The 14668-nt window shown below is 62.1% G+C and carries 14 protein-coding genes; 7 read left to right on the top strand and 7 right to left on the bottom strand.

What is annotated here, in order from left to right:
• Positions 1–14: 14 nt before the first annotated feature.
• From ATY29_RS11550 to ATY29_RS11525, 6 genes are all read right to left on the bottom strand, one after another.
• Entirely contained in the window at positions 15–1022 is a 1008-nt protein-coding gene (locus ATY29_RS11550) for an ABC transporter ATP-binding protein (RefSeq protein ID WP_097532762.1), read from the bottom strand.
• Positions 1015–2112: an ABC transporter ATP-binding protein gene (locus ATY29_RS11545; protein ID WP_097532761.1), complete on the bottom strand. Its 1098-nt coding sequence runs from the start codon at positions 2110–2112 to the stop codon at positions 1015–1017. The genes ATY29_RS11550 and ATY29_RS11545 overlap by 8 nt, the downstream gene beginning before the upstream one ends.
• 3 nt (positions 2113–2115) lie before the next feature.
• Positions 2116–2328, bottom strand: coding sequence for a hypothetical protein (locus tag ATY29_RS11540; protein ID WP_003564325.1), 213 nt, complete (start codon positions 2326–2328; stop codon positions 2116–2118).
• Complete coding sequence (locus ATY29_RS11535) at positions 2325–3278, bottom strand: carbohydrate ABC transporter permease (protein ID WP_003564324.1); 954 nt, start codon at positions 3276–3278, stop codon at positions 2325–2327. The genes ATY29_RS11540 and ATY29_RS11535 overlap by 4 nt, the downstream gene beginning before the upstream one ends.
• Positions 3275–4240 (bottom strand): carbohydrate ABC transporter permease, encoded by a 966-nt coding sequence (locus ATY29_RS11530; protein WP_003564322.1) that lies wholly within the window; start codon positions 4238–4240, stop codon positions 3275–3277. The genes ATY29_RS11535 and ATY29_RS11530 overlap by 4 nt, the downstream gene beginning before the upstream one ends.
• 134 nt (positions 4241–4374) lie before the next feature.
• Positions 4375–5700: an ABC transporter substrate-binding protein gene (locus ATY29_RS11525; RefSeq protein WP_003564320.1), complete on the bottom strand. Its 1326-nt coding sequence runs from the start codon at positions 5698–5700 to the stop codon at positions 4375–4377.
• Between the two features lie 514 nt (positions 5701–6214).
• Between ATY29_RS11525 and ATY29_RS11520 the strand changes: the two genes are divergently transcribed.
• The 5 genes from ATY29_RS11520 to ATY29_RS11500 all read left to right on the top strand — a co-directional run bounded on the left by ATY29_RS11520 (position 6215) and on the right by ATY29_RS11500 (position 12647).
• Positions 6215–7660 (top strand): MFS transporter, encoded by a 1446-nt coding sequence (locus ATY29_RS11520; RefSeq protein WP_097532830.1) that lies wholly within the window; start codon positions 6215–6217, stop codon positions 7658–7660.
• A gap of 277 nt (positions 7661–7937) precedes the next feature.
• Positions 7938–9002, top strand: coding sequence for a sensor histidine kinase (locus tag ATY29_RS11515; RefSeq protein ID WP_003564317.1), 1065 nt, complete (start codon positions 7938–7940; stop codon positions 9000–9002).
• A gap of 89 nt (positions 9003–9091) precedes the next feature.
• Positions 9092–9643, top strand: a complete 552-nt coding sequence (locus ATY29_RS11510) for a DUF924 family protein (RefSeq protein ID WP_097532760.1) — start codon at positions 9092–9094, stop codon at positions 9641–9643.
• Between the two features lie 90 nt (positions 9644–9733).
• Positions 9734–12268, top strand: coding sequence for a mechanosensitive ion channel family protein (locus tag ATY29_RS11505; RefSeq protein WP_097532759.1), 2535 nt, complete (start codon positions 9734–9736; stop codon positions 12266–12268).
• 112 nt (positions 12269–12380) lie between these two features.
• Positions 12381–12647 (top strand): hypothetical protein, encoded by a 267-nt coding sequence (locus ATY29_RS11500; RefSeq protein WP_003564312.1) that lies wholly within the window; start codon positions 12381–12383, stop codon positions 12645–12647.
• A gap of 4 nt (positions 12648–12651) precedes the next feature.
• Here the strand turns inward: ATY29_RS11500 and arsC are convergent, their stop codons facing one another.
• Positions 12652–13074 carry an arsenate reductase (glutaredoxin) gene (gene arsC, locus ATY29_RS11495; RefSeq protein WP_025416426.1) on the bottom strand — a complete coding sequence of 141 codons (423 nt, stop codon included), beginning with the start codon at positions 13072–13074 and terminating at the stop codon, positions 12652–12654.
• A 279-nt stretch (positions 13075–13353) separates the two neighbouring features.
• Between arsC and ATY29_RS11490 the strand changes: the two genes are divergently transcribed.
• Both ATY29_RS11490 and ATY29_RS11485 read left to right on the top strand, forming a co-directional pair.
• A complete protein-coding gene (locus tag ATY29_RS11490; RefSeq protein ID WP_025416425.1) occupies positions 13354–13863 on the top strand; it encodes a DinB family protein in 510 nt (169 codons plus the stop codon).
• Positions 13864–13868: 5 nt separating this feature from the next.
• Entirely contained in the window at positions 13869–14507 is a 639-nt protein-coding gene (locus tag ATY29_RS11485; protein WP_097532758.1) for a TetR/AcrR family transcriptional regulator, read from the top strand.
• Positions 14508–14668: the final 161 nt, after the last annotated feature.

Genomic DNA, 14668 nt, shown 5'->3' with positions numbered 1-14668 from the left:
CGTCTGTTTGCCGGTCAGGACAAGCGCTGTCCAGCCGCATCGAAATAAAGCGGATCTCGCAGCGTCAGGCTGATCCGGTCGCCCGGCGCGATCGCCAGATATGGATCGGCAAGTGTGACGAGCTTGTGGTCGCCAGCCCTGATGTGCAGATGGTTCTGGTCGCCGAGATGCTCGATCCAGTCGATTTCGGCATTGGCGTCCTTGCCAATCACGATGTCGAGATGTTCGGTGCGCGCGCCGACGGTTTTGGTGCCGGCGGGTGGCTGCCCGCCGGGAAGCAGGTCGGCCGGCAGAAGGTTGATGTGCGGCTGGCCGAGGCGGGCGGCGACGTGCAGGTTGGCGGGATTGCCGTAGATCTCGCGCGGCGTTCCGACCTGCATCAGCCGTCCCTCGGCGACGATGCCGATGCGGTCGGCCATGGTCATGGCTTCCACCTGGTCGTGGGTAACATAGAGCAGTGTCGAGCCCATTTCTTTCTGGATGCGCTTGAGCTCCAGGCGCAGTTCGGCGCGCAGCTTGGCATCGAGGGAGGACAGCGGCTCGTCCATCAGGTAGATCGCCGGTCGGCGCACCAGCGCCCGGCCGATGGCGACACGCTGCATCTCGCCGCCGGAAAGCCTGGTCGAGCGATTCTCCAGCTTGTGGTCGATGCGGACCATGCGTGCGACCTCGCGGACGCGCCGGTCGATCTCCTGGGCGCTGAGCTTGCGGACCGGCGCCTTCAATGGGAAGGCGAGGTTTTCGTAGACTGTCATGTGCGGATAGAGCGAATATTGCTGGAAAACGAAGGCGACATCGCGCCCGGCCGGCGCCTCAGTCGCGACATTGCGGCCACCGATCTCGATGCGGCCGCGATCGGGCTTCTCGAGGCCGGCGATCAGCCTGAGCGTCGTGGTCTTGCCGGCGCCGGTCGGACCGAGCAGCACGACGAACTCGCCGTCGCGGATCGAAAGATCGAGGTCGACCAAAGCCTGGGTGTCGCCGAAGCGTTTGGCGAGGTTCCTGAGGACGACATCAGCCATGTCGGGTCTCCTGATAGAGCGAGGACTGCACGGCGCGGCCCGACGTGCAGTCGAAGAGCGCCAGTTTCGCCGGGTTGAATTCGAGGCCGACGGTCTCGCCGATCTGGAAGCTGCGATTGGCGGGAACGCGGGCCTTGATCAGGCCGCCCTGAGTTTCGATCGCCACGACCTGGTTGGTGCCGAGATATTCGCTGCCGTAGACCGCGCCGCGGAGGGCCGAGGCGTCGCTGAAGCGGATATGCTCCGGCCGCACGCCGAGGGCCAGCTCGCTTTCGGCCATGTCCTGGTGGATTTCGGGAACAGCAACATCGATGCCGTCGAGCCGGATGGAGCGGTCGCCGCTTTTGAGTCCCGAGGTGAAGCGCACGAAGTTCATCGGCGGCGAGCCGATGAAGTCGGCGACATACATGGTCGCCGGCTTGGCGTAGATCTCCTGCGGCGTGCCGAATTGTTCGATGACACCATGGTTCATGACGGCGATCTTGTCGGCCATCGCCATCGCCTCGTGCTGGTCATGGGTGACATAGACGGTGGTCGCGTGGATGCGGTTGTGCAGTTCGCGTAGCTCATGGACCATGATCTCGCGGAACTCGGCGTCGAGCGTGCCGAGCGGCTCGTCCATCAGGAAGCATTTCGGGCGCCGGACGATGGCGCGGCCGAGCGCCACGCGCTGCCGGTCGCCGCCGGCAAGGCCCGAGACCGAGCGATTTAGGATATGGTCGATCTGCAGCAGGCGAGCGGTTTCTTCCACGCGCTGACGGATTTCGGCCTTGGGCATGCCCTGCGACAGCAGAGGGAAGCCGATATTTTTGCGCACGTTCATATGCGGATAGAGCGCGAAGAGCTGGAAGACGAAGGCGATGTCGCGGGCGCTGGCGCGGTTGAAGGTGACGTCCTCGCCGTCGAGATAGATCTTGCCGCTCGACGGCAGCTCGAGGCCGGCGATCATGCGAAGCGTGGTCGTCTTGCCGCAGCCGGAAGGCCCGAGAAGCGCCAGGAACTCGCCGTCATGGACGGTGAAGCTCGAATCCTGGACGGCGACGAAGCTGCCGAATTCCTTGCGGAGATTTTCGATCCGGATGTCCGCCATGATTCACTCCGGGAATTTTGAAACGATGATGAACATGACGGTGCCTATGAGCAGGGTGACCAGCGAATAGGTGTAGAGCACCAGCAGGAAGGGCTGGAACAGCATCAGGAAGCCGAGCCCAATCAGCACGGTGGCGATGTTTTCCATCGGCCCGCGACGCAGGAAGAACGGCCGTTTCGAGCGGGCAGGGGCTGATGTTCCGATCAGATGGGTCATTTGCGGACGGCTCCGAAGGTGATGCCGCGCAGCAGCTGCTTGCGCAGGAGAATGGTGAAGACGAGGATCGGGATCAAGAAGATCGTCGTGCCGGCGGCAACCGCCGGCCAGTCCTGCCCGCCCTCGCCGATGATCGTCGGGATAAAGGGCGGCGCCGTCTGGGCTTCGCCCGAGGTCAGAAGGGCGGCGAAGGCATATTCGTTCCAGGCGAAGATCAGGCAGAAGATCGCGGTCGCGGCGATGCCGGTGGTTGCCTGCGGTAGCACGACCTTGCGGAAGGCCTGCAGGCGGGTATAGCCGTCGATCATCGCCGCTTCCTCGTATTCGCGCGGGATCTCGTCGATGAAACCCTTGAGCAGCCAGACGGCGAGCGAGACGTTGACGGCGGTGTAGAGCAGGATCATGCCAATGGCCGTGTCGGAGAGCCCGAGCTCGCGGTACATCAGGTAAATCGGGATGGCGACGGCTATCGGCGGCATCATGCGCGTCGACAGGATGAAAAACAGCAGATCATCGGCGAGCGGAACCTTGAAGCGCGAAAAGCCGTAGGCGGCAAGCGTCCCTAGAAAGACCGCAAGGAAGGTAGAGCCGAAAGCGATCACCAGCGAATTGACGAAGCGCGGCACGAAGTTCGACGGGCCGGCGATCACCATGTTGCGCTTGCGCGTCACCTCATCGCAGGTGCCGGTCGGCGCCGGCAGCGAGGCGATATAGTCAGGCGTCTGCCGGGTGCGCGTGGTGAAGAGGTTGCAATAACCTTCGAGCGACGGCGTAAAGACGATCTTAGGGGGATAGCTGATCGAATCCGGCGGCGACTTGATGCTGGTGAGGAAGATCCAGGCGAGCGGGATCAGCGTGATCAGCGCATAGAGGATGACGATCGTGCCGGCGATGCGCTTGCTGGTGAGGCTCGGTACGACGACCGAATGGGCTGAGTTGGCGGCACTCATCGTTGCTTCACCTTGTTCAGAGCCTTGACGTAGATGTTGGCGAGGCCGAACACCGCGACGAAGAGGACGATGGCGAAGGCCGAGGCCCGGCCGGTCGCCCAGCTTTCGAAGGCGGCGCGCTTCAGCGTGATCGAGGCGACCTCGGTGACGGAGCCAGGCCCGCCGCCGGTCAGCAGCGTCACCATGTCGAACATCTTGAAATTCTCGATGCCGCGGAAGAGCACGGCGAGCATGATGAAGGGCAGGGCCATCGGCACGGTGATCGACCAGAATTGGCGCCACGGCGAGGCGCGGTCGACCTCGGCCGCCTCATAGATATAGTCGGGGATCGAGCGTAGACCGGCCAGGCAGATCAGCATCACATAGGGGGTCCACATCCAGGTATCGACGATGATGATTGCCCAGGGTGCCAGCTGGACATTGCCGAGCATCTGGATATCAGAGGTCGGAATGCCCGATATCAGCGATACGGCATAGGCGAAGAGGCCGATCTGCGGTTCATAGAGAAAGCGCCAGAAATTGCCGACGACGGCTGGGGACAGCATCATCGGGATCAGGATGATCGTCGTCCAGAAGGCATGGCCGCGAAACTTGCGATCGATCAGATAGGCGAGCGCAAAACCGATCAGCGTCTGCAGCACGATCGTCCAGAAGACGAAATGCGCCGTGGTCTGCATCGCCTGCCAGATATCGGGGTCGTTGAGAACGCGCTGGTAATTTCCAAGACCGACGCCCTGGACCGGCGCATTCGGCCGGTTGGCGCGGTAATTGGTGAAGGACAGATAGATCGCCCAGAGGAGCGGGAAGATGTTGATCGCCAGAAGCAGGATGATGGCAGGCGCGATGAACAGCCAGGCGATCGCTCTGTCGGAGAGGCCGCGCACATGGCGGGCGAGCGATGTCGGCGTTGCCCTTGCGGTGGCATCGGCCGCCTTGTCGACAATGGAAGGGGAAATGGTCAAGTTTTCACCTGGTCTATTTGGGGTATCAGGTCTTTCTGGATATGGGGGATCCGGCGGCCCGGCTCGTCTGCCGATCCGGGCCGCCGCCCTTGCCAGGATGGCGCGCAATGCGATGCCGCCTGTCCGCTCGGACACTAGATCTTGCCGTCGTCCTTAAAGACGTCGCTCCAGTCCTTCACCAGACCGTCGAGCGCTTCCTTAGCCGTGCCGTTGCCGGCGACCACGTAATTGTGGACGCGCTTCTGCATGGCCTGCAGCAGCGAGGCATAGCTCGGCTCGGCCCAGAAGTCCTTGACGATCGCCATCGAGTCCAGGAAGGCCTGGGCATAGGGCTGGCTCTTGGCAAAGTCCGGCGCGTTGACGACGGAGTTCAGGCAGGAGAAACCGCCGAGCTCCCACCACTTGGCCTGCACGTCTGGCTGTGCGAACCACTTGATGTATTGCAGGGCGGCATCGCGCTTGTCGGAATAGGAGACGATCGAGATGCCCTGGCCGCCGAGTTGGGCGAAATGCGCCTTCTCAGCCGGGTTGGGGAAGAAACCGATCTTGTCGCCGCCGACCTTCTCGTCCTTGTAGAGGCCGGGCCAGGTGAAGGCGAAGTTCATCTGCATGGCAACCTGGCCGGATTTGAAGGCGTCGGCGGATTCGACCATGTAGACGTTGGAACTGCCGGGCGGCGTGCAGCAATCATAAAGCGACTTGTAGAATTCGAGGCCCTTGACCGCGTCGGCCGAGTTGACGAAGCCTTCCATGTCGTACGGCTTCTTCGGGTTCTCGTACTGAAAGCCCCAGTCGTAGAGCACGTTGGTTACGCCCATGGTGATGCCTTCGGAGCCGCGCTCGGTGTAGATCGAGGCCCCGTAGACGGTCTTGCCGTCGATCTCGCGCCTCTGGAAGAATTCAGCGATCTGCTTCAGTTCATCGTAAGTCTTCGGGGCTGCGAGATCGTGGCCGTACTTCTCCTTGAATTCCTTCTGCAGTTCCGGCTTCTCGAACCAGTCCTTGCGGTAGGTCCAGCCGACGACGTCGCCCATGGCAGGCAGCGCCCAATAGTTCGGCGTGTTCTTTGGCCATTCCGAGTAGCCGACGACCGTCGCCGGCACGAAGTCATCCATCTTGATGCCTTCCTTGTCGAAGAAGTCATTGAGCTTGACGTAATGGCCGTTCTCTGCCGAGCCGCCGATCCACTGGCTGTCACCGATGATCAGGTCGCAGAGCTTGCCATGCGAATTCAGCTCGTTGAGGAAGCGATCGGCATAACTCGTCCACGGCACGAATTCGAACTTCATCTGGGTGCCGGTCTTGGCGGTAAAATCCTTCGACAGTTCGACCAGCGCGTTGGCGGGGTCCCATGCAGCCCAGCACAGCGTCAGTTCATCGGCTTTGGCGAGATTGGGCGATGCCGACGACATGATGAATGCCGAGGCCAGCCCCAAAAGGGCTTTCGATGTTTTCTGCATAAGTTCCTCCCAGAACCAAGCCGGCTCCCCGCCGGCGTCGCACGTTGACCCAAGTCAGAGAATGCTCACATGAACTCCTCAATCATCATGTTTAGCAATATGTTTAGTGATAGATGTTTTTATAAACAATGCAAGCCGTAATCGTTGCTGCAGCGCACAGGAAGTTTCGTGCGAAATCCGTGAAATCTCCCGCGAAGGCGTACCGATCCGGCGAAATCTGGCCTCGCTGCCTCATGGGCTGAGCGCTATGGAGACCACACCCTCCTGTTTTCCCGGGAGTGGTTCAGCTTGGCCTCGCTTCGGCGGGGCCTTTTTCTTGTGTCGACGCCGCCGGCTGCCCAGTCGCATCGGAATATTCCAATGCAGTGCGAGATTTAGCCTTTCCGGCCAGCCGCAACGGGCGTATTCAGCCAATGCGCGGTTTTCCATGTCCGCGCGCTCTTCGCACGGCAGATTTCCGATCGGCTTCCGTCCGTTTCCCTGCCGCGGCATCCTGATTTTCATTGGCGGATCGATGACCACGGCAGAAACGAGCGAGCAGGGGCAAGAGGCGGCAAGCGGCCGCCAGGCAAAGATCGTGGCGCTGGTCGTTGCCGTTTCCTTCTTCATGCAGATCCTCGACGGCACGATCGTCGCCACCTCGCTGCCGCAGATGGCGGCAAGCTTCGGTGTCCAGCCGGTGTCGATGAGCATCGGCATCACCGTCTACATGCTGACGATGGCCGCCTTCATTCCGTTGTCGGGCTGGCTCGGCGACCGGTTTGGCGCGCGGCGCGTCTTCCTGATGTCGATTGCGGTCTTCACCGGCGCCTCGCTGTTTTGCGGCCTCTCCGGCAGCCTTACGGAATTCGTGTTGTGGCGCGCCGTCCAGGGGGCGGGGAGCGCGCTGATGACGCCGGTCGGGCGTATCATCGTGCTGAAGAACGCCCGCAAGTCCGAACTCGTCCAGGCGATCGCGCTGATCACCTGGCCGGCGCTGACGGCGCCGGTGATCGGCCCGGTGCTTGGCGGCTTCATCACCACCTATGCCAGCTGGCACTGGAACTTCCTCATCAACATTCCGATCGGCATTCTCGGCATGGCGCTGGTGCTGCGCTTCGTGCCGGAGCAGCGGGAGACCGATCCCGGCCGGTTGGATTTCGCCGGCTTCGTCCTCAGTGCTGCAGGCCTGACCTTCCTGCTCGCCGCCCTGAAGCTTTCGGTCAAATGGGACGGCGGTGTCTTGCCGGTTATATCGATGCTGGCCGCCGGCATCGTGCTGTCGGTCATGGCGACCAGGCATTTCCTCGCCGTCGACAATCCGTTGCTCGACCTTTCGGCCTTCCGCGTCCAGACCTTCTCGATGTCGACGCTGTCGGCGGGCACGGCCTGCAGGCTGGCGATCAATGCGACGCCGTTCCTGCTGCCGCTCCTGTTCCAGCTCGGTTTCGGGCTGAGTTCGATTGCTGCCGGCGCCTATCTGCTCGTCTATTTCCTCGGCAATCTCGGCATGAAGACGGTGACGACACCGCTCCTGCGCTACTTCGGCTTCCGCATCGTGCTGGTCTTCAACGGGCTGATCGCGGCGCTTTCAATCGCCGCCTGCGGGCTCCTGACGCCCGATACGCCGCAGTTTTTCATCCATACGCTGCTTTTTCTCGCCGGCCTGTCGCGGTCGATGGAATTCACCGCGCTGAACACACTCGCCTTCGCCGATATCGGTCCGACGCAGCGAAGCTCGGCCTCGACGCTGTCGAGCATGCTGCAGCAGGTGTCGATGCTGCTCGGCGTCGCCGTGGCGGCGGCCGTGCTCAATATTGCCTCGGCCCTTAGGGGCGCCGACAATCCCGTTCTTGCCGACTTCCGCTGGGCCTTCCTCGTGGTCGGCGCGATTGGCGTCATCTCGTCGCTGCGCTTCCTACAATTGCCGGCGGAGGCGGGGGCCGAAGTATCCGGCCATCGGAAACTCCAGAAAAATTAGCCTGCCGGCGGAACCAATCGGGGCGCTTGGCGTTTGAGCATTTCCTTTCAGGTTTTCGTTTCCGATCTCCTTCGACGGCTTCCATGGCATCCTCCTCCAGCCCCGAGTCATGTTCTGAAAATGCCGGCTTCCCAACATCCTTCTTCCGCGGCGCCTGCGACAAGGGCGAGGGATAACCCCTGTTTACCGCAGGCGGGCAATACAATACGACATTGCCATGCGGACGACTCGGACGCTTGCGGACGGTCGTCGCTGCGAGAGAAAGCCGGGAGACGGAATGAGCAATTCTAGCGGCGATGCGGATGCCCTGATCCACATCCTCTATATCGACGACGATGAGGGGCTCGCCCTCTCGATGCAGGAGAACCTTGGCCGGCGCGGCTTTTCGGTCGAATGGGCTGAGAACGGTGCTGCCGGCCTCGACAGACTTGGCAAGGGCGGCTTTGACGCCGTCGTGCTCGATCATATCCTGGCGGACGAGACCGGTCTCGACATCCTGCCGTGCATCACGTCACTGCCGGATCATCCGCCGGTCATCTATGCGACGGGTTCGGACGATACCAGCATCGCGGTGGCGGCGCTGAAAGCCGGCGCCGACGATTACATGCTCAAGGGGATTTCGGCCGATTATTTCGACCTGCTCGCCGCCGCGCTCGAACAGGCACTGGAGCGGGCGCGTTTTCGCCGCGAGTCGGCGCAGGCGCAAGAGGTGATCCGCCAGCAGCGGGACCTTGCCGAGATGCTGCTTTCCGAAGTCAATCACCGCATCGCCAACAGCCTCGGCCTCGTCGGCGCGCTGATCCGCATGCAATCGTCGATGACTACGGACCAGGTGGCGATCGATGCGCTTCACGAAACCCAGATGCGCATCAATGCGATCGCCAGCGTGCACCGCCGGCTCTACACCAATCGGCAGGTCGGTTCGGTGCAGATCGACGAATATCTGGACAGCCTGCTCACCGAACTCGAAGCAGCGATGCGCGACGACAAGCGGCCGCACCGCATCGTACTGGCCGCTGAGCCGGTCAATCTGTCGACCGACAAGGTGATCACGCTGGGGCTGATCGTCAGCGAACTCGTCACCAATTCCTTCAAATATGCCTATCCGGACAGTGTGCCGGGCGAGATCCGCGTCCTTGTGGACCAGACGGACGAGGCGTTGAGGGTCATCGTCGAGGACGATGGGGCTGGGTTCGACCCAGCGAACCCGGCGCGGGGAACCGGCCTCGGCACACGCATCCTGACGGCCATGGCAGCAAGTTTGAAGTCGGATTTCGCTTATGATCCCGGGCATGATGGGACGAAGGCGACGCTGGTGTTTTCGTTGCACGAGGGGAAGTAGGGAATGGGGCGTACGGCACACCATTACCCCTTTTTCTGCAACAGTTTATTGACGTCGCATCATCATACCTGACGCTAGGGGAGGCTAAAATGGCAACCATCCGCACACCGCGCGAAGTCTACGATTTCTGGTTTGTCCGATGCGGTCGGGAGCTGTGGTTCCGCCCGACGCCGGAGCTCGACGTCGAAATCCGCGACGGCTTCCGCGACACGCATCTGGCGCTTGCGGCTGGTATCGGCGACGAATGGCGGGCGGATGCCGAAAGCCGGCTCGCGGCCATCATCGTGCTCGACCAGTTTTCCCGCAACATTTATCGCGGCACGCCGCTCGCCTTCGCCACTGACGGGCTGGCGCTTCGGGAGGCCAAGCTCGCGCTTGCCGCCGGGGCCGACCAGGCGGTCGAGACCGCTTGCCGCACCTTCTTCTATTTGCCGTTCGAACACGCCGAAGACCTTGGCGAGCAGGACCATTCGGTGGCATTGTTCACCGCGCTCGGCGATGCGGAATATCTGGATTTTGCGATCCGCCATCGCGACGTGATCGCCGCCTATGGCCGCTTTCCGCACCGCAATGTCATGCTCGGACGGGAATCGACGGCTGTGGAACGCGACTATCTCTCCAACCCCGGCGCCGGCTTCTGAACCTTTCCAGGAGCTTCCGCCTTTCTGTCGCCTTTCTTTGCTAGGAAAAGCTGGAATTCCATCCCGACGACAACCTTCCCGGAGGCGCTTTTGCGGCTGAGGTCCATCCTGCTTCGCACCATTCTTCTCGTGACGCTGGCGCTCGCCGGCGCGCATTTCAAGGGTGCTGCGGCCTTCGCACAGGAGCCGCAGGCATCGGCGGCCGCGCACGCGCCGCTGGCCGATACGCCGCTCGACCAGGCGGCGAAGGAGATTGACAAGGCAAAGGTCCAGCTGACGGCGCTTCAGGACGGCGTCAAGCAGAACGCCGATAATGACGATGCACTGGTCGGGCTTGCGACGACGGCCGACGAGCTCAGCCGCGCCGTCATTACCATATCGGTCAATCTCAGGCCGCGTTTCGACCAGATCAAGAACCGACTTGCCGAGATCGGCGAACCGCCGAAGGACGGGCAGCCGCCCGAGGCCGCGATCGTCACCCAGGAGCGCAACGCGCTCGCCGCCGAGCGGGCGCAGATCAATGCGGTGACGGGCGATGCCGAAAACTTGTCGATTACGGTGACGAAGCTCGTCAACGAGATCATCGAGATGCGGCGGCGGCTTTTTGCCGATACGCTTTTCAGACGCACCGAGATTTCCGTTTCGGTGCTCGACGATGCTGCGAGCGCCTTCGTGCACGAGGTCAGCGAATTCTCGCAAGCCTTGTCGAGCTGGGCCGTCTTCGTCTGGAAATTCAAACGTTTCCCGCTGTTTGCCGCGATCTTCCTATCACTCGCCTCGGCGTTGATCCTGCTCTCCGGCAGCTACCGGCTGTTCGGCTCCTATCTGCGCCGGGACGAGGCAGTTGAGAACCCGTCCTATATCGGCCGGCTGTCGATCGCCTTCTGGTCGACGCTGATCCGTACGCTGGCGCTTTCGGTTCTGCTCGTCACCTCCTTCTTCTTCCTCAACGGTTTCAACGTGCTGCGGCCGGATATCGCGCCCGTCATAGGCGCATTGTTCGCGGCGATCGGGCTCGTCTATTTCGTCGGCCGCTTCGTCAACGCTATCTTCGCGCCAAACGAACCGCGCTGGCGGCTGGTGCATCTTTCCAATCTCGGCGCCCGCTCGATCGGCTACTGCCTGCTGGCGATGGCGATCGTCAATGCGCTCGACTATCTCTTCAGCACGGTCAGCGAGGCGATGGGTTCGCCGCTGGTGCTGACCGTGGTCAGAAGTCTGATCGCCGCGTTAATCATCGGCATCATTCTGATCTCGGCGTCCTTCGGCAAGCCGATGCTGGCAAAGAACGGCGATCCGGATGCGCCGGGCCGGCATTGGCCGCGCGGAATGGCGATCATCCTGCGCGTCCTCGGCGCCGGCCTCATCATCGCTGCGCTGACGGGTTACGTCGGGCTCGCTCGCTTCGTCGCCACCCAGCTCATCATCACCGGCGCGGTCGTCGTCACCATGTATGTCGGCCTGCTTTCCGGCAAAGCCATATCCAAACAGGAAAGCTTCGGCGATACCTTCTTCGCGCGCTTCCTGACACGCCGCTTCAATCTCGGCCCGGTGGCGATCGACCAGGCGGGTCTGGTTGTCGGCCTTGCGATCTATGCAGTGGCGCTGGTGGTCGGCCTGCCGCTGATCCTGCTGCTGTGGGGCTTCCACATACAGGACCTGCAGCTTATCGCCTACCGGCTGTTTACCGAGGTCAGGCTCGGCGGCATCAGCATCTCGCTGCTCGGCATCTGCACCGGCATCCTGCTGTTTGCCGGCGTCTACCTGCTGACGCGCTGGCTGCAGCGCTGGCTCGACGGCAATGTGATGGCAAGAAGCCATGTCGATCTCGGCGTGCGCAATTCGGTCAAAACAGGCATCGGCTATCTCGGCGTCGGCATCGCCGCGATCATCGGCGTCTCGGCCGCCGGCATCGATCTGTCGAGCTTCGCGCTCGTCGCCTCGGCGCTCTCGGTCGGTATCGGTTTCGGCCTGCAGAACATTGTTTCAAACTTCGTCTCCGGCCTGATCCTGCTGGTCGAACGGCCGTTCAAGGTCGGCGACCATGTCGTCTCGGGCACTGCCGAAGGCATCGTCAAACGCATCTCGGTGCGCGCCACCGAGATCGAGACTTTCCGCAAGCAGTCGATCATCGTGCCGAATTCGGAGCTGATCAACGGCCTGGTCGGCAACTGGACGCATCGCAACAAGATCGGCCGCTCGGAAATTCCGGTTTCCGTCAGCTACAATGCCGATCCGCAGCAGGTGATGGATATTTTGCTGGAGCTGACGGCCAAGATACCGCTCGTCATGCGTAATCCCGAGCCGCATGTCGAGTTCCTGCGCTTCGGACCCTATTCGCTGGATTTCGAGCTGCGCTTCTTCCTCGCCGACATGGGCGACGGCATGACAGTGCGCAACAATCTCAGGATCGAGATCCTCCGGCGCTTCAAGGCCGAAGGCATCGAGATCCCGCTGCCGCAGAGCGATCTCACCATCCATCGCGATGCGGCGCCTCTCCCTGCCAACGCACGCAAGGATCAGGCCGACGGCCAGGAAACGCCCCGGGATAAGCCGATGGAAGACGAGGAGCGGCCGGTGCGGCAGCTGCGCGGGCGGACGGCGGAGGGCGGCCTGAAGAGCTGAACGGCTCATTCAGCCATCATTCACAGATCTATGTGCATCATCTCCAGCATCGGGATCGCTGCCGAGGGCAGCACCGATCGTTCGAGGGGAGGGCGCGTCCGCGCCGCCGCACATGATGGCAAGGTTTGCCGCCGTTCTGCTTGTCCCGCTGCTTGCCGCGCCGGCGGTTCATGCGGCATCCGTCACCAATACCGATCCCGCCGCCGTGGTGCTTGTCATCACCGAGAGCGGCCAGCGCGTCGAAGTGGTTGTCGATGCCGGTGCTTCGGAAAGCCTCTGCTCCTCCGGCTGCTTCATGACGACGCCGGACGGCGACCGCATCGGGCTCGACGGCGGCGAGACGATCGACATCGTCAAGGGCTCGGCCGTCGTCAAGTAGACGATCAGACGATCCGCTTGCCGTCGGCGTCGAGCACCTTCTCGCCGTCTTCCTTGGCAAAGGCGCCCTTGTGCGTCTCCGGTAGGATTTCCAGAACCAACTCGGAGGGCCGGGACAGGCGGGTGCCGAGCGGTGTCACGACGAACGGCCGGTTGATCAGGATCGGATGCGCGAGCATGGCGTCGAGCAGTTGATCATCGCTGAGATCAGGATTGTCGAGGCCGAGTTCGGCATAGGGCGTATCCTTCTCGCGAAGGGCCTGGCGCACCGACAAGCCGGCATCGGCGATCATCCTGATCAGCGCCGCGCGCGACGGCGGGCTTTTGGCGTATTCGATGATCGTGGGTTCGATGCCGGCATTGCGGATCATCGCCAACGTGTTGCGCGAGGTGCCGCAGCCGGGGTGGTGGTAGATGGTGACGCTCATGTTTTGCCTGCGGTGATAGGATTGGCTTTTCCATGAACTATCGCAACTGGGCGAACAGGAAAAGGGCGGCGCCGTGTAGTCATCGCAGTTGCGAGGCCAGCCGGCAGAGCTCGGTGACCATATCATCACGGCCCGGAGGGGCCAATTCTCGGTCTTGTTTGCGCCGCTGTGTACATCGATATGAAACGTCTAAACACCATTGACTGACCATCAGTCAGTCATTTACAGATGATTGCCGGCCTAATTCTGGCATCACCCGTTCACCGCCCGGAGATCGCCATGAGTGCGCAGACCCTGTTGAACTCCCTGTTCCAATACAAAGCCAGCATTGATAACGAGCTTCTCGACGCCCTGAACGGGCTCGGCGAGGAGGCACGATCGGAGGCGGTTTCCTCGGCCCTTCGTGTGCTCAACCATGCCCACCTCGTCGACCGCATCTTCGCCGCCAATCTTCAGCGGCAGCCCCACTCCTACGCAGCAAGCTGGAGCAGCGAGGTGCCGCCCTTGGCGCAGCTCGCCTCGGACATCCGGGAGACCGACCGTTGGTACATTGATTTCACCTCGCGCCTAATGCCCGAGCAATTGGAGGAGGTCGTCGATTTCACCTTTACCGACGGGGGGCGCGGACGCATGTCGCGCGAGGAGATGCTGGCCCATGTGGTGACGCATGCCGGTTATCATCGCGGTGAGGTCGGTCGTTTGCTGCCGGATATCGAGAGCACCGCAATGCGCGACGTGTTTGCCGGCTATCTGCACAGGACAGAGCCCGCGCGCCGTCAACAAGACTAGACCCGATGTCGGGAAATCCCGTTTCAAAGCCGAGAACCAAGCCCGCTGAAGAGCGGCGTGACGAGCTCATGGTCTCGGCCGAACGGCTGTTTCTGGAGAAGGGCCTCGAGCAGACCACCGTCGAGGAGATCACTACGGGAGCAGGGGTCGCCAAGGGCACCTTCTATCTGCACTTTTCTTCGAAGGCCGATGTTCTCCAGGCGCTGCGCGTCCGTTTCGTGCAGGGCGTGCTTGACGGTATCGTTGCGGCTGTCGAAAGACGGAGACAGGAAGACTGGCGCGGCAAGCTGGCGGCCTGGTCGAGGGCGTGCGCCACCGGCTATCTGGACGCGGCCGGACTGCATCATCTCGCCTTCGTGGCGACACCCCCCGCAACGCGGGAAGGGCTTTCGCGCAACATCCTGATCGACCATCTGAGCGAACTGCTCGCCGCCGGGGCAGGCGGGAACGCGTGGTCGGTCGATGATCCCGGCTTTACGGCGGTGTTTCTGTTCAATGCCCTGCACGGCGTAGTCAATCAGCCCACCGGCGAAACACCCGCTGATCGCGCCGAATTGCTGCACAAGATCGAGGCGCATGTTCTGCGCTTGCTGGGTTTGCCTTTCAGTGAGGCGATCTCTGCCTACTCTCCGACCTCATTCTGAGGTCCCCCGCAGGGCCCCGGAGGACGAGGTCGGCTACCGGGCTCTCTCGCTTCACGCCTTATTTCTTAATCATATCCGCAAAGAAACCAGAAGCTGCCCCTTCGGCCCCCTCTTCGTTTCATATCCGGGCGCGCCGATTAATAATTACTCAAATCAATTGA

This window comes from Rhizobium hidalgonense (assembly GCF_002914525.1).
Taxonomy (GTDB): Bacteria; Pseudomonadota; Alphaproteobacteria; order Rhizobiales; family Rhizobiaceae; genus Rhizobium; species Rhizobium hidalgonense.
This window is presented reverse-complemented; position numbering and strand designations above follow the sequence as displayed.

Bases quoted from the DNA above. Each gene is read 5' to 3' on its own strand.
- ATY29_RS11550 (WP_097532762.1), bottom strand. From the start codon at position 1,022: ATGGCTGATGTCGTCCTCAGGAACCTCGCCAAACGCTTCGGCGACACC.
- ATY29_RS11545 (WP_097532761.1), bottom strand. From the start codon at position 2,112: ATGGCGGACATCCGGATCGAAAATCTCCGCAAGGAATTCGGCAGCTTC.
- ATY29_RS11540 (WP_003564325.1), bottom strand. From the start codon at position 2,328: ATGACCCATCTGATCGGAACATCAGCCCCTGCCCGCTCGAAACGGCCG.
- ATY29_RS11535 (WP_003564324.1), bottom strand. From the start codon at position 3,278: ATGAGTGCCGCCAACTCAGCCCATTCGGTCGTCGTACCGAGCCTCACC.
- ATY29_RS11525 (WP_003564320.1), bottom strand. From the start codon at position 5,700: ATGCAGAAAACATCGAAAGCCCTTTTGGGGCTGGCCTCGGCATTCATC.
- ATY29_RS11520 (WP_097532830.1), top strand. From the start codon at position 6,215: ATGACCACGGCAGAAACGAGCGAGCAGGGGCAAGAGGCGGCAAGCGGC.
- ATY29_RS11515 (WP_003564317.1), top strand. From the start codon at position 7,938: ATGAGCAATTCTAGCGGCGATGCGGATGCCCTGATCCACATCCTCTAT.
- ATY29_RS11510 (WP_097532760.1), top strand. From the start codon at position 9,092: ATGGCAACCATCCGCACACCGCGCGAAGTCTACGATTTCTGGTTTGTC.
- ATY29_RS11500 (WP_003564312.1), top strand. From the start codon at position 12,381: ATGATGGCAAGGTTTGCCGCCGTTCTGCTTGTCCCGCTGCTTGCCGCG.
- arsC (WP_025416426.1), bottom strand. From the start codon at position 13,074: ATGAGCGTCACCATCTACCACCACCCCGGCTGCGGCACCTCGCGCAAC.
- ATY29_RS11490 (WP_025416425.1), top strand. From the start codon at position 13,354: ATGAGTGCGCAGACCCTGTTGAACTCCCTGTTCCAATACAAAGCCAGC.
- ATY29_RS11485 (WP_097532758.1), top strand. From the start codon at position 13,869: ATGTCGGGAAATCCCGTTTCAAAGCCGAGAACCAAGCCCGCTGAAGAG.